Annotated in this window: 16 protein-coding genes and 4 tRNA genes; 7 read left to right on the top strand and 13 right to left on the bottom strand. The window is 71.9% G+C overall.

The window, feature by feature from the left end; translation table 11 throughout:
• Positions 1-133 precede the first annotated feature (133 nt).
• Complete coding sequence (locus HGB44_RS00570; protein ID WP_061081582.1) at positions 134-1330, top strand: MFS transporter; 1197 nt, start codon at positions 134-136, stop codon at positions 1328-1330.
• A 229-nt stretch (positions 1331-1559) separates the two neighbouring features.
• Here HGB44_RS00570 and HGB44_RS00565 read toward each other — a convergent pair whose 3' ends face one another.
• Together HGB44_RS00565 and HGB44_RS00560 are read right to left on the bottom strand one after the other, a co-directional pair.
• On the bottom strand, positions 1560-2291 hold the full coding sequence (locus HGB44_RS00565) for an rRNA methyltransferase (RefSeq protein WP_061081581.1): 732 nt from the start codon (positions 2289-2291) through the stop codon (positions 1560-1562).
• An 84-nt stretch (positions 2292-2375) separates the two neighbouring features.
• A tRNA-Asp gene (locus HGB44_RS00560) sits at positions 2376-2450 on the bottom strand.
• Between the two features lie 97 nt (positions 2451-2547).
• On the opposite strand from HGB44_RS00560, the gene HGB44_RS00555 reads away from it, so the two are divergent.
• Positions 2548-2964 (top strand): RNA-binding S4 domain-containing protein, encoded by a 417-nt coding sequence (locus tag HGB44_RS00555; RefSeq protein WP_061081580.1) that lies wholly within the window; start codon positions 2548-2550, stop codon positions 2962-2964.
• Positions 2965-3040: 76 nt separating this feature from the next.
• Here the strand turns inward: HGB44_RS00555 and HGB44_RS00550 are convergent, their stop codons facing one another.
• The 5 genes from HGB44_RS00550 to HGB44_RS00530 form a co-directional block, all read right to left on the bottom strand.
• The gene (locus HGB44_RS00550) at positions 3041-3850 is read right to left on the bottom strand and encodes an alpha/beta fold hydrolase (RefSeq protein ID WP_394327815.1); all 810 of its coding nucleotides are present in this window, start codon (positions 3848-3850) and stop codon (positions 3041-3043) included.
• A 618-nt stretch (positions 3851-4468) separates the two neighbouring features.
• A tRNA-Phe gene (locus HGB44_RS00545) sits at positions 4469-4542 on the bottom strand.
• Between the two features lie 25 nt (positions 4543-4567).
• Positions 4568-4642 (bottom strand) — tRNA-Asp (locus HGB44_RS00540).
• An 89-nt stretch (positions 4643-4731) separates the two neighbouring features.
• Positions 4732-4804, bottom strand: a tRNA-Glu gene (locus HGB44_RS00535).
• A 96-nt stretch (positions 4805-4900) separates the two neighbouring features.
• On the bottom strand, positions 4901-6433 hold the full coding sequence (locus HGB44_RS00530; RefSeq protein ID WP_061081579.1) for a metallophosphoesterase family protein: 1533 nt from the start codon (positions 6431-6433) through the stop codon (positions 4901-4903).
• 97 nt (positions 6434-6530) lie between these two features.
• On the opposite strand from HGB44_RS00530, the gene HGB44_RS00525 reads away from it, so the two are divergent.
• Positions 6531-6881, top strand: coding sequence for a metallopeptidase family protein (locus tag HGB44_RS00525; protein WP_013155455.1), 351 nt, complete (start codon positions 6531-6533; stop codon positions 6879-6881).
• Between the two features lie 334 nt (positions 6882-7215).
• A complete protein-coding gene (locus HGB44_RS00520) occupies positions 7216-8520 on the top strand; it encodes an MFS transporter (RefSeq protein ID WP_061081578.1) in 1305 nt (434 codons plus the stop codon).
• A 137-nt stretch (positions 8521-8657) separates the two neighbouring features.
• Here HGB44_RS00520 and HGB44_RS00515 read toward each other — a convergent pair whose 3' ends face one another.
• From HGB44_RS00515 to HGB44_RS00505, 3 genes are all read right to left on the bottom strand, one after another.
• Positions 8658-8918, bottom strand: a complete 261-nt coding sequence (locus HGB44_RS00515) for a PspC domain-containing protein (protein WP_013155458.1) — start codon at positions 8916-8918, stop codon at positions 8658-8660.
• Positions 8919-9230: 312 nt separating this feature from the next.
• Positions 9231-9845, bottom strand: coding sequence for a TetR/AcrR family transcriptional regulator (locus tag HGB44_RS00510; protein ID WP_061081577.1), 615 nt, complete (start codon positions 9843-9845; stop codon positions 9231-9233).
• A 120-nt stretch (positions 9846-9965) separates the two neighbouring features.
• The gene (locus HGB44_RS00505; protein ID WP_061081576.1) at positions 9966-10352 is read right to left on the bottom strand and encodes a PPOX class F420-dependent oxidoreductase; all 387 of its coding nucleotides are present in this window, start codon (positions 10350-10352) and stop codon (positions 9966-9968) included.
• A gap of 272 nt (positions 10353-10624) precedes the next feature.
• Here HGB44_RS00505 and HGB44_RS00500 point away from each other — a divergent pair, with 272 nt between their 5' ends.
• Complete coding sequence (locus HGB44_RS00500; RefSeq protein ID WP_168443871.1) at positions 10625-11107, top strand: GbsR/MarR family transcriptional regulator; 483 nt, start codon at positions 10625-10627, stop codon at positions 11105-11107.
• A complete protein-coding gene (locus tag HGB44_RS00495; protein ID WP_061082823.1) occupies positions 11104-11976 on the top strand; it encodes an alpha/beta fold hydrolase in 873 nt (290 codons plus the stop codon). Before HGB44_RS00500 ends, HGB44_RS00495 begins: the two co-directional genes overlap by 4 nt.
• 231 nt (positions 11977-12207) lie before the next feature.
• Here HGB44_RS00495 and HGB44_RS00490 read toward each other — a convergent pair whose 3' ends face one another.
• From HGB44_RS00490 to HGB44_RS00480, 3 genes are all read right to left on the bottom strand, one after another.
• On the bottom strand, positions 12208-13479 hold the full coding sequence (locus tag HGB44_RS00490) for a hypothetical protein (protein ID WP_061082822.1): 1272 nt from the start codon (positions 13477-13479) through the stop codon (positions 12208-12210).
• A gap of 282 nt (positions 13480-13761) precedes the next feature.
• Positions 13762-14328 carry an NADPH-dependent FMN reductase gene (locus HGB44_RS00485; protein WP_061082821.1) on the bottom strand — a complete coding sequence of 189 codons (567 nt, stop codon included), beginning with the start codon at positions 14326-14328 and terminating at the stop codon, positions 13762-13764.
• 134 nt (positions 14329-14462) lie between these two features.
• Positions 14463-15074, bottom strand: a complete 612-nt coding sequence (locus tag HGB44_RS00480) for a TetR/AcrR family transcriptional regulator (RefSeq protein WP_061082820.1) — start codon at positions 15072-15074, stop codon at positions 14463-14465.
• A gap of 227 nt (positions 15075-15301) precedes the next feature.
• Here HGB44_RS00480 and HGB44_RS00475 point away from each other — a divergent pair, with 227 nt between their 5' ends.
• Entirely contained in the window at positions 15302-16417 is a 1116-nt protein-coding gene (locus HGB44_RS00475) for an FAD-dependent monooxygenase (RefSeq protein WP_061082819.1), read from the top strand.
• Positions 16418-16472: the final 55 nt, after the last annotated feature.

Genomic DNA, 16472 nt, shown 5'->3' with positions numbered 1-16472 from the left:
GCCCCCAGCGGGGACACCGGGCCAGAACCCAATGCATTCCGCCAACAAATATGCCTTCTCCGGCGTGAAAAAGGCGCATCCCACACCGGATCGGGTGACAATCGCATGGAACGGCGGAGGAAGGGGTGCGCGGATGCGTACGGAATCGGGGAGAAGGGTGTCGCGCCGCGGCACGGCGGGCGGCAACCTCGCGCTGGCCACGGCGGCGTTCACGCTCACCTTCTGGGCGTGGAACCTCATCGGTCCCCTGTCGCGCACCTACACCGAGAACCTGGGGCTGACGCCCACGCAGACCTCCGTCCTGGTGGCCTTCCCGGTGCTGGTGGGGGCGCTGGGGCGCATCCCCGTGGGCGCGCTGACCGACCGCTACGGCGGACGGCTGATGTTCACGGTCCTGTGCTTCGCGAGCATCGTGCCGACGTTCCTGGTGGGGGTGTCGGGGGACTCCTACGGGATGCTGCTGCTGTGGGGCTTCGTCCTGGGCGTCGCCGGCACGTCGTTCGCGGTCGGCATCCCCTTCGTGAACGCCTGGTACCCGGCGAACCGGCGCGGGTTCGCGACGGGCGTGTTCGGCGCGGGGATGGGCGGCACCGCCCTGTCGTCCTTCCTCACCCCCTGGCTGGTGGACGCGGTGGGGCTGTTCACCACGCACCTGCTGCTGTGCGCCGCGCTGGCGGCCATGGGCGTGGTGATGTGGCTGCTGTGCCGGGACTCACCGGAGTGGCGGCCGCGCACGGAGCCCGCGCTGCCGCGCATGAGGGAGGCGGTGCGGCTGCGGGCGACCTGGCAGGCGTCGCTGCTGTACGCGGTCGCCTTCGGCGGTTTCGTGGCCTTCTCGACCTACCTGCCGACGCTGCTGACGCTGGCCTACGACTACGCGCAGACCGCCGCGGGGCTGCGCACCGCCGGGTTCGCGGTGGCCGCCGTGGCCGCCCGGCCGGTCGGCGGCGTCCTGTCGGACCGGATCGGCCCGGTGCGGGTGTGCCTGGTCTCGTTCGTCGGCACCTGCGTGTTCGCGGTCGTGCTGGCCCTGCACCCGCCCGCGGAGTTCCCCGCCGGTGCGGCGTTCGTCCTGATCGCGCTGTCGCTGGGGCTGGGCACCGGAGCCGTGTTCGCGCTGGTGGCCAAGCTGGTGGAGCCGTCCAGGGTCGGCACGGTCACGGGTCTGGTGGGTGCGGCCGGCGGACTGGGCGGCTACTTCCCGCCGCTGCTCATGGGGGCGGTGTACCAGGCGACGGGGGCCTACACGCTGGGCTTCGTGCTGCTGGCGGCGGTCGCCCTGGCGGTGGCCCTGTACGCCTGGAGGGCCTTCGCCCACGTGCGGGGGTGAGACGGCCGGGAGACGGGTCCGGCCGCCGGGGCAGCGGCCCCGTGCCGCGCCGGGGAACCGTCCACGGGACCGGGAAGCGGGGAGCACGCGCGGAGCGGGCCGGGGCGAGCGGTCGTCCACAGCCTGTGGACGAAGCTCCGCGGCCGGGAACCGTGTGACGGGTGTCCAGGCGACCACAGAGGTTCGCCGGGCCCTCGTGTCACACCGGCGACGGTTCCGGTCAGTCCGGCTAGGGCGCGATGTCGCGGGCGCGCACCAGCACCGCGGCCCGGTTGCCCACCTTCACCCGCTCCAGTGCGCGCACGCCCTCGGGCAGGGCGACCCGGCGGGTGCGGGCGGTCACCACGACGACGGCGTGGTCGGGCAGCACCCGCCCCAGGGAGGCCAGCAGTCCCCGCATCGGCTCCCCGGCACCGCCGGGAACGTCCCCCTCCCACCGGGTCATCTCGCCGTAGGGCACGTCCGTCACCACCAGGTCCGCGTCCACGCCCTCCTCCAGGGAGAACACGTCGGCCACGGCCGTCTCATGGGGCAGGTCGCCGCCCTGCGCGGCCAGCCCCGCCGCCAGGTCGCGGGCGGCCTCGGCGCGCTCCACGAAGGCCACACGGCCGAAGTCCCGGGCGGAGCGGCGCAGCTCCTCCTCGCGTTCGGCGAGCCCCTCGGCCGTCAGCAGCCGCAGGTTGCGCGCGGCCAGGGCGACCGCTTCGGCGTCCACGTCGGTGGCGCGGACGCCGGTGAGGAGGTCCCGGTGCAGCAGGCCCAGCACCGTCGCCAGGTACCCGCTGCCGCAGCACGGGTCCCACAGGCGGACGGCCTCCCCTCCGGTGTGCACCATCGCGCGCTGGAACAGCTCGCTGGCCAGCCGCACCGGAAAGCCCGGAAAGCCCGGTGCGGACCGCAGCACGTGTCCGCTCGCCAGGGCCGAGTGGTCGGTCCGCTCGACGGCGTACCGGTAACCCAAGGTCCCTCATGCCCTTCTGTGTCCGTGTCAGCCGCAGAACGCCGAAGGCCCGGTGTCTGAAAACGACACCGGGCCTTCACCATGCGGTCCTGACGGGATTTGAACCCGCGGCCTCCACCTTGACAGGGTGGCGAGCACTCCTAACTGCTCCACAGGACCTCGCTGCATGAACAACTCTAGCGCGACTTCGGAGTACTTCGTACCGGTGGCCGCCTAGAGTGGCGGGAAACGTCCCAGGAGAGTGGAAGGAACCGGCGTGAACGAGTTCTCGGCGCCCCTGCCGCCGGGCCCGGAGAGCACCCGGGTCGACCGCTGGATGTGGGCCGTACGCCTCACCAAGACGCGCTCGGACGCCGCACAGGCCTGCCGCGGCGGGCACGTGCGCGTCAACGACCGCCCGGCCAAGCCCGCCACCACGGTCAAGGTCGGCGACGAGGTGCGCGTCCGGCTGCACGGGACCACGCGCACGGTCGATGTGGGCCATGTCATCGAGAAGCGCGTGAGCGCGCCGATCGCCGCCCGCTGCTACACCGACAGGACGCCGACGCCCCCGCCGCAGGCGACCACGCCCGTCATCAGGCGCGACCGGGGGGCCGGGAGGCCGACCAAGCGCGACCGCCGCATGCTGGACAGGCTGCGCAGCGACTTCCCGCCGGGCCCGCCCGCGCCGTAGCGCGCGGCCGTGGGAAACGGTCGGCGGGACCGGCTGGCGGGACCGGGGTCCGGGCCCCGTCGGCCGGGGCGACCGGTCAGCCCTGCGCGGGGAGCGGGTGCTCCGCCAGGAAGTCCAGCACCTCGTGCGTGGCCTTGGCCGCGTCCTCGTGCAGGTAGCCGTGGCGCATGCCGGGCAGGACCAGCAGCCGGGCTCCGGGGACGCGCTCCGCCAGGAGGGCGGCGTTGCCGACCGGGGTGAGGACGTCGTCCTCACCGTGCACGACCAGGGTCGGCGCCTGGATCGAGGGCAACAGCTCCCACCCGTCGTAGCCCGAGCTGGCACCGAAGTGCAGGCGCTGGGCGCGCAGCGGTCCGCGCGGCAGGACGCGGGTGACCGTGTCGGGGTGGGCGGCGGCCCACTCGGAGCCGTAGAAGAGTTCGGCGATCCTGTCGCGCCCCTCGGCCGTACCGGCCCGGCGCAGCGCGAGGGTGGCCGACCTCGGGCGTTCGACCTCGTTGCTCCCGCCCGGCGCAGTGGAGCCCAGCACGAGCGCGCCGAGGCGGCCGGGCGCGGTGGCCGCGAAGGTCTGGGCGACCTTCCCGCCCATGGAGAACCCGTAGACGTGCGTACGGGAGATCCCCAGGGCGTCCAGGACGGTGAGGGCGTCGTCCACGAACAGTCCGAAGGTGTAGGGCTCGTCCAGGGGCGCGTCGCTGCCGCCGGTCCCCCGGAAGTCCATCCGCACGACCCTGTGGTGCCGGGCCAGGTCGGTGTGCACCCCGTCCCACATCTCGTGGTCGAGGGACTGCCCGTTGAGGAGCAGGAGGGGATCGCCCTGCCCGAGGACGTCGTACCAGATCCGGGTTCCGTCAGCTGCGGTCACGTGGCTCACGGGTCCGGACACTACCCGAGGAGCTCCGCGCACGCCGTGGTCGGCGTCACCCCACCGCCCGGGGGTTCTCGGCACGGCGCCCGGGACGGTCCCGTCCGCCCCCACGGAGGACGTGCAGGACCCGACGCGCGCGGAGGCGGTCCCCTGACCGTGACCGCTTACCGGGGCACATGGACCTGGCCGGATTCGTCAGAGGTCTCCCAGCGGACCAGAGGTCTCCCAGCGGGCCTGAGGCCGCTCAACGCCCGGAAAGCGCGGGCACCCCGCCCGGACGCCCGCTCAGCTCGTCCCGGCACAGCACGGGAGCGCTGAAGGCGTCCCACGCACGTGCCTCGCGGGTGCGGACGAAGTCGCACCAGGGGCCAGGGCGAGGAGGCGCACCGGCTGTACCGAGGCGCCACCCGTCAGCGTTGCCAGTCGGCCTCTCCACCAGTCCCCACGAGTCCACCAGGCCCCACGAGGACGGGATCGGACCCGAAGCCGGTGAGACCCCACGACCCCGTGGCCGCGCATTGGCCGTGGACACCCACCGGGGACCGCAGCCGCCCACCCACGACCACCGCGACCAACGCAAAGGCCCCGCCGCCTGCTTCCGCAGGTGGCGGGGCCTTTGTGCATGTCTGCTTGGAGTGGCTAGGGGCGGGGTCGAACCGCCGACCTTCCGCTTTTCAGGCGGACGCTCGTACCAACTGAGCTACCTAGCCGCACTCGCCGATACTTCGGCGACGGCGGTCCTGACGGGATTTGAACCCGCGGCCTCCACCTTGACAGGGTGGCGAGCACTCCTAACTGCTCCACAGGACCTTGTTCAGTTGTCGCACCGGGTGTTGGGCCCCGTGCTCTCGCTGCGGTTCTCATTCTGCCAGATGTCCGGTAGTGCTCGAACCGCCTCGTACCCCCAACGGGATTCGAACCCGCGCTACCGCCTTGAAAGGGCGGCGTCCTAGGCCGCTAGACGATGGGGGCCCGTGTGACACGTCAAGCATAGGGGAGATTCGCAACCAACACCAAAGTGATAAGCCCGGCCAGTCGCCGCCTCCTCCACCTGCGGCGACGCGCGGGTCAGGGAGTCCGCTCCCCGTCGCTGGCCTCCTCCTCAGGTTCCTCGGAGGGTTCGCCCACCGGGCGCTGCGGGTCGGTCTCGATGTGCCGCTCGACCTGTGCCGACGTCAGTCCGATGCCGCCCAGATCGATGTCGTCGCGGGCCTGGAGGCGCCCGGTCTCGGCATCGAAGTACAGCACCGACGCCTGGTACGGGGTCGGACGGCCGGGGCCGTGATCCAGCCCGCGCAGACCGGCCCCGCCGGTGGACCCCTGCACGAGGAACCGGGTGCCCAGGTCGGTCAGCTCGGTGGACCGCAGGTGGTCGTCGCCCGTCAGCACCAGCGGCACCACCCCGTCGAAGGCCTCAGCCTGCGTGCGCGTGTGCATGACGACCACGTCCACGTCCTCGCGGGAGTCGACCACCTTCGCGGCCTCCTCCTCGCCCCGTGCGGCCACCTCGGAGGCGTCGGGGTTGAGCCGGGTCGCGTCCGGGACGTACCGGGGGTCCCCCGACCCGTAGAAGGTCAGGCCGCCCACCTCCCGGACCTCGCCGTCCAGCACGACGGCGTTCTCCTGTGCCGCCACCGCCCGCTGCGTTCCCATGGAGTCGTGCCGGCCGCGCACCCACACGTACGGCACGTCCAGCCCGCCGATCTCGTCGGCGAACGCGTCCTCGGCCGCGCTCCCCCGGTCGGTGAGGTCCCCCGAGTCCACGACCATGTCCGCCCCGTACTGCTCCCGGAGCGTGCGGATGATGCTCCGCGAGGCCGGGTTCAGCTGGATGTCGGACACGTGCAGCACGGTGATGACGGACTCGTCCTTCTCGTACACGGGGAGGGTGGAAGTGGCCTCGTAGATCATCGCGACGTTGCCGACCAGCCCCGCCAACTGCTCCTGGTACTGGCTGAACCGGCCCACCACCTCCTCCGCGCTGCCCACCACCTGCGGGGCGCCCGCGATCAGTCCGGTGTAGCGGGGCTCGGCGATGGCGCTGGGGTTGAAGGTGTTGGCGGCCACCGCTCCGGAGGCCACGAGCACGCCCAGCGACACCAGGGCGCTGGCCAGGGCCCGCCACACGTCGCGGAAGAGCAGCAGCCCCACCACGGCGGCCCCCAGGGCCGCGGCGAGCACCGCGCGCACCAGCAGGCCGATCACACCGGCGCGCAGGTCGGAACCGATCCCCGCGGCCATGCGGTTGATCGCCTCGGGGTCGGCGAAGACCTCCTCGGCCGCGGACAGCCGGATGTTGGAGATCCTCGCCTCCAGCTTGATCGGGGCGCTGTGGGTGTCGAAGGCCAGCTGCCCCAGCGGGGCCACGTCGACGACCGTCTCACCCCGCCACTGGGGGCTCAGGCTCATCGTGACGTCCGCGGGGCCGATGGGAGTGACCACCTGGCCGCCCAGGGCCAGGCCCAGCCAGCCGCCGACCAGGCCCGCGACGACGACGCACCCCCACCGCCACGCGCGGCCGGAGCGCAGCCGGTCAAAGGTGCCGCGGAGCCGTCGGAGGGCTCCGCGAAGGTCGTATCCGCGGATCGCTTCCCAAGACAACACACCCCCATCATGCCCCTCCGGGGGAGGCGTTCCCGTGTTTCCTCCCCTTCGAGAGTGTTATGTCGCTTCCGGCGTGCCGTGGGGAGGCAGCACAATGGCAGGTGTGGTGGAACTGACGCGCAGGGATTTCGAGGAACTGGTCGCCGACGCCCTCGACCAGATCCCGCCCGAGCTGGCGCAGCTCATGGACAACGTGGTGATCACCGTCGAGGACGAGTCGCCGGAGGGGCTGCTCGGCCTGTACGAGGGCATCCCCCTGACTGAGCGGGGCGACTCCTACTTCGGCGTGCTCCCCGACCAGATCTTCATCTACCGGCGCAACATCTGCGCCTTCTGCGAGACCCCCGAGCAGGTGGTGGAGGAGGTGCTCGTGACCGTGGTGCACGAGATCGCACACCACTTCGGCATCGACGACTCCCGCCTGACCGAGCTCGGCTGGGGCTGAACCCGGCACTCCTCCGGTCCCTCGCCCCCGGGCCGCGGTCTCCTTCGGATCACGCTTTTCGTCACTCTTCGCACATATCAATCAACATTATGCTCATAAACGACATTCCAAGGCGGGCGTACGACTCCGCTCAGACACGGCGCGACCAGCGAAGACAATCCGTCCAAGGCGGCTTGACAACACGGACGAATCCACCCGGCATTCCTCACCCACAGCAACGAATCAGACACGAATTCCCCAGAACGGCTTGCGACGAAGCTCACCTTCCGGAACTGTTGGTTATTGGGACACGACACAGCGTGATTACAACCCTGTAACAGTAAGGGAGTGCCGGGTGGCCAATCCGCGCCTCGACAACACACCTGACAACGGAGACCACGAGTCTTCGAGCGCCCCCAACAACGACGACTGGCGGAGCAGCTACCGCGTCGTCATGGCGATCGCCGAGTTCCGGGCCGTCTGGCTCGCCCACGCGCTCTCGGTCATCGGCACGAACCTGCTGAACATCGCCACCAGCGTGCTCGTCTTCCAGATCACCGGCTCCGCGCTGGCCGCGGGCGTCACCCTGGCCCTGACCTTCCTGCCCCCGATCATCAGCCCGCTCATCTCCGGGCTCGCCGACCTCCTCCCCCGCCGCCGCGTCATGATCGCCTGCGACCTCGCGCGCGCGGCCGTGATCGTGCTCATCGGTATCCCCGGCATGCCGATCTGGGCCGTCTGGATACTGCTCTTCTGCTCGGTGCTGCCGTCGGTCCCCTTCGCCGCGGCCCGCGCCGCGATGATGGCCGAGATCATCCAGGGCGAGCGCTACGTCGCCAGCACGGCCATCATCCAGCTCACCTCGCAGCTGGGCATGCTCGCCGGTCTGGTCGCCGGCGGCCTGATCGTCGCCGTCATCGGCCCCAACATCGCCGTGATGTCGACCGGCGTCCTCTTCGTGCTGTCCGCGCTCACCGTGCTGCTGGGTGTGGCCGCGCGCCCCGCGCCCCGCGGGGGGCAGGGAGACCGCCCCGGGTTCGCCGCGATGACCCGGGACGGGGCCAAGCTGGTCTTCTCCGACCGCAGGCTGCGCACCCTGGCGCTGCTCGCCTGGCTCGCCGGCCTGTACGGCATCCCCTACGGGCTCGCCAACCCGATGGCCGAGGAGATCGGCGCAGGAGCGGCGGCGGCCGGGTTCATCATGGCGGGCTCGGCGATCGGCGGGTTCGTCGGCGGGTTCGTCCTGACCCGGTTCGTCCCGCCGTCCATCCGCATGCGCCTGCTCGGCCCGCTGGCCGTCCTCACCTCGGCGCCGCTGCTGCTGTGGCTGACCGACCCGCCGCTGTGGCTGATGGTGACCGCACTAGCGCTCTGCGGCGTCGCGGGCTCCTACCAGTTCGTGGCCAACGCGGCGTTCGTGCTGTGCGTGCCCAAGGAGGGCCGCGGACTGGCCTTCGGGCTGGTCGCGGCCGGGCTCCAGGCCGCACAGGGCGTGGGCATCCTGGTGGCCGGGTTCTTCGCCGAGAAGTTCGGCACCGGTGTCGTCATCGTCGCGGCCGGTGCCATCGGCGTGGTCTGCGCGGTGCTCCTGGCGTTCCCGTGGTCGCGGATGGCCGGTGAGACCATCGATCAGATGAACGCGACCGGGGACAGCGCCTAGGTTCCCCGCCGCACGGGGTTCCTAGCGCTCCTTGCCGCACTCCGCGGGGGCTTCGCAGGCCTGCTCGGCCTCGCGCTCCTCCCGCGGGGTGCGCAGCTCGCGTCGTTTCCAACCCGGTTGTGCTCTGAGGGTCCACATCAGCTCTGACTCGGCTTTCCCTGGAAGTTGCGGATGATCTGCTCCAGCAAGGAGCGCTTCTCGTTCTCGGCCGGCATGATCAGCCAGGCCAGGATGTAGACGAAGACGCCGCTGAACCCGAGGACCGTCAGGACCACGAAGACCAGGCGGACCAGCGTGGAGTCGACGTTGAGGAACTCGGCGATCCCCCCGCAGACACCGGCGAGGTAGCGGTCGCTTCCGCTGCGTCGGAAGCGCTTGCTCTGGAAGTTCTGGTTCATGTCTCCACCCTGCCCCCTCCTGACGACGATTCCCATCCGGGACAGCCCTGGGCGTCCCCTGACATCCCCCCGAGCCCCTGGAGGGGCCGGGCACGGGGTTGCTGACGCGTCCCGCAGGGGGTTGGACGCGGGCGGGGGCGCACGGCGTTCCGGCCAACTGCTGAGGCGTGGAGCACACCGGACGCGGAGACCGTGCCGCGGGCGGGGCGGAGAGCCGGAGTCCGGGTCAGGCCCCGACCCCCGGGCACGGGTCAGGGCCCCCGGGCTCAGGGCGTGGAGCCCGGGCACGGAGGGCCTGAACGGGGCCTCGGGTCAGTCAGCGGGGCCGGGCCGCCCGTAGGCCTCGCCCAGGAAGCGGAAGTCGGTGCGGAGCCTGGCACGGACGTCCGCCGCCTCCTCGTGCTCCGAGAAGCGCAGGCGCCTCATCGTGTGGCGCATCACCGCCATGGCCGCCGCCGCGACCACGACCGAGCGGTCGTCCTCGGCGGGGACGCCGGTCCGCTCGGCGATGATGGCGGCGAGCTCCATCTCCACGGTGTGGAAGCGGGCGAGCATCCTGGGGACGAGCTGTGGCTCGCGGTCCATGAGCTGTTTGCGCAGGCGCATGTCGTCGCGCTGGGTGTCGAGGTCTTCGGTGCTGACCAGGAAGGCGATCAGCATGGTGATGAGGTCCTCGACGAAGTCACCGGTGGGGCCGCCCTCGGTGAACTGCCTGCGCATGTCCTCGTCGGGGCACCGCGGGACCTCACCGAGGAGGGCGTCCTCCTTGGTGGCGAAGTAGTTGAAGAACGTCCGGGTGGAGACGTCGGCCTCTGCCGCGATCTCCTCCACGGTCACGTTCTCCAGGCCGCGCTCCAGCGTGAGGCGGACGGCCGCGTCCTGGAGGGCACGGCGCGTGGCCTGCTTCTTGCGTTCGCGAAGCCCCAATGGTCCTCTCCCGTACAAGGTCGATCCTTGCAGTCCATGCAAAGTTTCCCACAAGTATCCCCCAGGAACGGAGACCGCGCGCCGGAGCGCGCGGCCCCGCCGGGACGGGGCCGCGCCCGTCTAGCGGCCGACGAAGCGCTCCGGCCGAACGTAAACGATGACACGCTCCTCGTCGGGGTCGTCCCACGGGTAGGGCGTTCCGAGGTACTTCTGCGCCATCTCGTTGATGAAGGCCTTGTCCTGGTCCTCCTCCACCCGGTCGACCACGCCGCGGACCTCCACGTACATGTAGGCGTCGTCGGGGTCGGTGGCCGAGACCGCGATCCGGCCGTCGCGCCTGAGGTTCTGGAGCTTCTGCCGCGTCGTGGTCTGGCTGAACCTGAGGAACTCGCCGTCCCAGTCGATCCACACGGGGCTGGACTGGGGGGAACCGTCCGGTCCGAGCGTGGCCACGTGCCCGAAGGCCGGTTTGCGCAGGACCGCCTGCTGCTTCTCCGAGAAAGCCATGTCACTCCTTGTCGTCGGTTGACGCCGATGGTGTCGAGTACACCAACACGTTCCGGGGCGGACGCGGCGACGCGCCCGAGACGGACGGACCGCGTCGGGGAACAGCCGGGAAGCCGCGGGCCGACCGGTGTCCAGGCGCTTCGGGACGGGCTGGACCGCCTCCGCCCGGACCGCTTCCGCGCCCCGGGCGGAGGCCGTGGGCCGCCGTGGCGGCGGGCCCCCGCGACGCCACTTCGTTGCAGTCATTACTGCAATGACTGTAATGTCCTCACATGAGCGAACCCCCAGAGGACGAACTGGCCTTCGTCGACGAGGTCGCGGTGTTCTTCGAGCGCGAGGGCCTGCCCCTGATCGCCGGACGGGTCATCGGCTGGCTGCTGATCAGCGACCCACCGGAACAGAGTGCCGCCCAGCTCGCGCAGACCCTCCAGGTCAGCCGCAGCTCCATCAGCAGCGCCACGCGCCTGCTCACCCCCAGCGGCCTGGTCGAGGGAGTGCGCAGGCGCGGACAGCGCCAGGAGTACTTCCGTATCGCCGCGGACGGCTGGAGCCGGATGCTGGAGCGCCGCTACGCCCAGGCGGCCGCCTTCCGCGAGGTCACCGAGCGCGGGCTCAGGGTGCTCCGGGACGCCCCGGACGAGCGCCGCGAACGCCTGGCCAACGTCCATGAGCTCTACGGATTCCTGGAGGCCGAGCTGCCGCCGCTCTTCTCCCGGTGGCGGAGTGAGCGGGAGAGGAGCGGTCGGCGCCCATGAGCCCTCCGCCGTCGGACCCCTTCTCCCGCGTCAGCGTCGAACAGCCCGAGGGCGCTCTGAGCGTCATCACCGCGGGGCAGGGCACGAGCACGGTCCTGCTGCTGAGCGGAGCCGGCCTGGACAACGCCCTGCTGAGCTGGCGCCACCTGATCCCCGTCCTGGCCCCCGACCACAGGGTCCTCGCCCTGGACTGGCCCAAACAGGGGCACAGCAGGCCCTGGGACGGCACCGCCGACCACGCCCGGATGCTGGGATGCGTCACCGCGGTCCTGGACCACTTCGGGGTCGGTCGGGCCTCCCTGGTGGGTCTGTCGCAGGGCGGCGCGCTCGCCTTGGCCTACGCCATCGACCACCCCGACCGGCTGGACCGGCTCGTCGCCCTGGCTCCGGCCGGGATCATCTCGTTCCCTCCCCTGGTGCACCAGCTGCTGTGGCTGACGGCCAGGAGCCGTCTGCTCAACCACACACTGCCCACGTGGCTGTTCCGCAGCCGCGAGGGGGTGGCCCGGTTCGCACGCACCGGCCTGTTCGCCGGTCCGGTAGACGACTTCGACGACATCGTCGAGGAGATCATGCCCGAGGTCCGGGCCAACGGCGCGGGCTCCTCCGACTGGCAGAACGCCTCCATCGGTCCGTGGCGGATGAACGTGGACCTGCGCCCCCGCCTGGGCGAGATCCGGTGCCCCACCCTGTTCGTCCAGGGGGACCAGGACGCCGGCGTGCGCCCCCGGCACACCGTGGCCGCTGCGAAGCTGGTCCCCCGCTCCCGCGTCGAGATGCTGGAGGGCCACGGCCACTGGGTCAACCGGCAGTCGCCCGAGCGGGTGAACGCGCTGGTGCGGGACTTCCTCGCCGCGCCCGGGGCCTGACCGGGCCGACCACGCCAACGCCCGTTCCGCGCAGGCGCCCGTTCCGCGCAGGCGCCTGCCGGCTCGCGTTCGCCTGCGCGGCCACGCGAACGCCCGAGGCACCCCGCTGCCGCACGGACCCCGCGGATCGCGACGGGGCCCCCGCCGGAGCGCGGTGCCCGGCCACGCGGCGGCCGGGGCCTCACGGACGGTGCGGTGGAAGCGCACCGAGGGGGCCCGGCCCCTCGGACGTCACCCGCGGACGGCGGCCGCGACGATGTCCTCGACCTGGCCGACGATCGCCGCGCGGTTCTCCTCGAACCCGGGGTCGGTGACGCCGTCGCCGGAGCCGAGGTCCAGGACCGGGGTGTGCACGTGACCGGCGGGGATGTCCAGGCCTGTGGCGTCGCGCAGCAGGGTGTTGCGGTAGGCGATCTCGTTGGAGAGGTAGTCGCCTCCGCCTCCGGCCCGCGCCTCGGAGCCGGGGGTGGGCCCGTCCTCGCTCACCACCGGTTCGGTCTCGCCCTCGGGGATCTCGGTCACCGTGGTGTTGTCGACCACGGGGAACGGCGCGCCGGTGGTCTCCTCGACGATCGCGGGGTGGTCGAGGGTGGAGTCCGACCACTGCGGCTGCGGTGTGACGGTGGGGACGCCGTCGGGGACGGGGATCATCTCCTCCGGGCCGGCCGACTCGTTGTCCGCGGCGCCGCCGCGCCAGGCGCCGTTGTGGGCCTCAAGGTCGAACTGGCCCGGTCGGCCCTGGCTGACGGTGATGACCGCGTCGGCCGGCCGGTCGCCGGTGTAGTGCGGCAGGAGGGCCTCCTCGACCATGCCGTCGGTGAAGTCGCGCCAGCGCACCGGGAAGAGCATGGTCTCGACGACCGCGACGCCGGCGTCGGTCTCGATCACCGCCCCGTCCAGGGCGAGGGCGGCCGCACCGGAGGGGTTGGCCTGGCGGATGTCGTTGTCGAGGCGGAACGGGTCGAACCCGGTCACGATGATGTGGAGGGCCTCGGGCTCCCCCGGGACCTCGGCGAAGTCCGTGTCGTCGTGGCCGCGGGAGCGGCGGTCCATGTCGGCCACGAGTCCGGCGCGGTCGGCGTCGCTCAGCTCGAAGTCGGGCTGCCAGCGGTTGAGGGCCGAGGTCATGGCGAGCCGGGCCCAGTAGACCGGCCGGTCGTCCCCGGCGCTCAGGCTCCCCCCGACCTTCCCGTTGCCCTGGACCCGGTCCACCGCCTCGCGCCAGAGCGCGTCGCCGTGGCGTTCGACGACCGCGCTCGCCTCGTCCGCTCCGGACGCCGCGCACAGCTCCCGCGTGAAGCGGTCCACGGCCATGGCGAACCCGGATCTGCGCAGGATCTCCTGGGGGACCTCCTCGGTGACCCGGGCCTCCTCGACGGTGGCGCCTTCCCGGCCGAGGCAGCCGGTCGCCTGCTCGGCCTGCGCCGGGGCGGCCAGGGCGAGGACGGGGGCCGCGATGAGCGCCGACGCCGCGATGCGGGGGGTGGTCTGGTGGATGCGCACGCTGGCTTCACTCCGTTGTTCGATGTGTTCGACAAGAGGGGGGAAGTAGGAGGTTCCCCGTTTGCCGGGAGTCACACCTTTCCCAGGAGCTACACCGCCCCCAGACCTCGCACAGGATCGGTCTGCGTCGCCCGCCGCGTTCGTGCGCGGGTCGGGGGCACGTGCCGGGCACCGGTCCGGGCGGCCGGGACAGCCCCGTGTTCACGCCTCTGACCGGCGGGGCGGACCCCGACCGGGTCGTGTCGGCGGTCCGCTGCCCACGGCGCCCGCGAAGGAGCGGGGCTACTCCAGGAGCAGGTCCGTCGCCTTCTTCTGACGGGAGTAGGACAGCGCCGTGGCCATCTCGTCCATGGCCAGACGGACCCGCTCCAGCACCGCCGGATCGCGGAACTCGCCACGGGAGTCCACCCGGGCGGGGGCCCCGGAGACCGTGACCGAGTCGACCAGGACACTCCCCATCAGGGTCAGCGTGGGAATCAGCGCGAGGTGGCCTCGCATACCGCCCGCCTGCCCCGGCGACGCGCTCATGAGGAGGGTCGGCTTCCCGGCGAGCCCTCCGGAGCCGACCAGCCAGTCCATGGCGTTCTTGGTTGCTCCGGAGGGGCCGTGCGCGTACTCGGGGGTCGCGATGACCACGCCTTCGGCCCGGTCGGCACAGGACCGGAACCTCGTGACGACCTCCGGCAGGTCCTCGTCGTTGTCCAGGTCGGGGTTGAACAGGGGGAGGCGTCCGGCCAGGTCACCGCCGACCACGGAGACGTCGGGGTTGCTGCGGCCCGCCAGGCGCAGCAGTGCGGCGTTGTGGGAGTTCCGGCGCAGGCTGCCGCAGATACCCAGTACCACCCACATGGCCGCTCCCCTGGTCCGAAGTTGTCAGCACGGTACCTCCCGAAGCTCCGGCGTGTTCGTGGAAGCCACCGGAAACGGCGGTTCGGGGATCGGGGGACCGGCCTTCTCCCGCCGTCTTGGGCCGGTCGCACGGCTCAGCCGGGTGCCGTGGCGCTGATACCGGCGAGGACCACGGCGACGATGCGCTCGGCGTCCGCGCGGGTGAACGCGCGCAGGCCGCGGTTGAGGATGAGGTGCACCGGACCGGAGATCATCTCGCCGAGGAAGGCGCTGTCGACCGGGGGCAGCTCACCCCGTTCGACCGCGGTGTCCACCCGCCGTCGCATGACGGCCACGCGCTGGTCGAGGATCCTGGCGAGCGCCTGCCGGACGGCGGGACTCTGGTGGGCGGGCTGGATGGCCTGTTCGAGCGTCCGGCCGAAAGGCGTCTCCAGGCCACCGGCGAGGCCCATCAGGAAGTCCGCCAGGTCCCGGTGGAGGTCACCGGTGTCGGCGACCGACGCGAGGGTCTCGGCGTAGCTCAGTATGGCGTCGACGACCAGCTCCTCGCGGTCGGGCCAGTTGCGGTAGACGCTGGTCTTGTGCACACCGGCGAGCTCGGCCACCTCCTCGTAGCGAAAGCCCACGACGCCGTCGCGTGCGACGAGCTCGGCGGTCGCGGCGAGGACCTGCGCCCGCACCCGCGCGTTGCGGCCGCCGGGGCGCCGTGCGGGCGGCCGGCCGGCGGTCCCGTCGGTCGTCTCCACGCCCACCTCCTGTTCTCTGCTCGGGTGCCGATTGTCACCAGGCGTGGCGTTGCAGTGCAAGCCGGTCGCCAGTAGGCTTCATTAAAGCAACAAATAGTTGCTTTAGTTGCCGGGTGCCGCGACCGTGGCCCCCGCGCCGACCGCGCTGCCGCGCACCCCTCCCCTGCTCCGGAGCACCGCCACCGACCTGCCCCGCACGTCCGCCCAGACCCACCTGGAGCACACCCGTGAACATCCTCGTCTCCGGAGCCGGCATCGCCGGGCTCGCCGCCGCACGCGAACTCGGCACCCGCGGCCACGACGTCACCGTCGTGGAGTACGACCACAGCCTCCGCCTCGCGGGCACACCCATCGACATCCGCGGTGACGCGGTCCGAACCGTGGAGGAGATGGGCCTGCTCTCCAGCATCCTGGAGCAGCGCCTGCGGATGACCGAGTCCACCCGGTTCGTCGACGGCGACGGCGAAACGGTGGGCCGCATCCCCATCGCCCAGATCAGCGACTCCGAGGACGACATCGAGATCCTGCGCGAGGACCTCGTGCGCATCCTCGCCGACGCGCTCCCGGGCACCGCGGCGATCCGCTTCGGGGACTCGATCGCGGCGCTGACCGACGGTGGCGACGGCGTCGGCGTGCGCTTCGCCTCCGGCCGCACCGGGCGGTACGATCTCGTGCTCGGCGCCGACGGCCAGCACTCCGCGGTACGCAGACTGGTGTTCGGGCCCGAGGAGGACTACCTCCGCCACCTCGGTGTCTACATCGCGCTCGCCGCCCTGCCCGGCGAGGCCCGGACCGGGGGCGTCAACTCGCTGCACAACGTCCCCGGACGGGTGGCGGGCACCTTCTGGTACAAGGACAGGGCCGTCGCGGTCTTCCAGTTCCGCTCGGAACCGCTCGACTACGACCGCCACGACCTGGACGCCCAGAAGAAGATCGTCATCGACGCCTTCGCCGGCCACCGGTCGTGGAGAATCCCGGAACTGCTCGACGCGGTCCGCGCCGATCCCGCCTTCTTCTTCGACTCCGCGAGCCAGATCCACCTGCCCTCCTGGCACCGCGGCCGCGTCGCCCTCGTCGGCGACGCCGGGTACAGCCCGGCGTTCCTCTCCGGCAGGGGAACCTCACTCGCGCTCACCGGCGCGCGCATCCTCGCCGAGGAACTCGACCGCTGCGGCGGCGACCACACCGCCGCGTTCGAACGGTACGAGGCCCGCCAGCGCCCCTACGTCACCTTCGCCCAGGCCAGCGTCCACAGCGGCCGCGACCGCATGCTGCCGACCAGCTGGGCCGCCATCGCCGCCCGCGACGAGGCCCTGCGGGCGGCGGACACCGGCACGCGCTGAACCCCGGCGTGAAGAGTTCTCGACCACTGACGCGCCGGAGAGGCGCGCTGGAGAG

Origin of the sequence: Nocardiopsis alborubida, from assembly GCF_012396365.1 — a bacterium.
Classification (GTDB): Bacteria; Actinomycetota; Actinomycetes; order Streptosporangiales; family Streptosporangiaceae; genus Nocardiopsis; species Nocardiopsis alborubida.
Note: the sequence above shows the minus strand (reverse complement) of the source record. Positions and strands in the feature narration are given on the sequence as shown.

What these genes read in the sequence shown, in the direction of transcription:
- HGB44_RS00515 (WP_013155458.1), bottom strand. Translation starts at nt 8,918, where the DNA reads ATGAACCAGAACTTCCAGAGCAAGCGCTTCCGACGCAGCGGAAGCGAC.
- HGB44_RS00570 (WP_061081582.1), top strand. Translation starts at nt 134, where the DNA reads ATGCGTACGGAATCGGGGAGAAGGGTGTCGCGCCGCGGCACGGCGGGC.
- HGB44_RS00505 (WP_061081576.1), bottom strand. Translation starts at nt 10,352, where the DNA reads ATGGCTTTCTCGGAGAAGCAGCAGGCGGTCCTGCGCAAACCGGCCTTC.
- HGB44_RS00500 (WP_168443871.1), top strand. Translation starts at nt 10,625, where the DNA reads ATGAGCGAACCCCCAGAGGACGAACTGGCCTTCGTCGACGAGGTCGCG.
- HGB44_RS00495 (WP_061082823.1), top strand. Translation starts at nt 11,104, where the DNA reads ATGAGCCCTCCGCCGTCGGACCCCTTCTCCCGCGTCAGCGTCGAACAG.
- HGB44_RS00525 (WP_013155455.1), top strand. Translation starts at nt 6,531, where the DNA reads ATGGCAGGTGTGGTGGAACTGACGCGCAGGGATTTCGAGGAACTGGTC.
- HGB44_RS00485 (WP_061082821.1), bottom strand. Translation starts at nt 14,328, where the DNA reads ATGTGGGTGGTACTGGGTATCTGCGGCAGCCTGCGCCGGAACTCCCAC.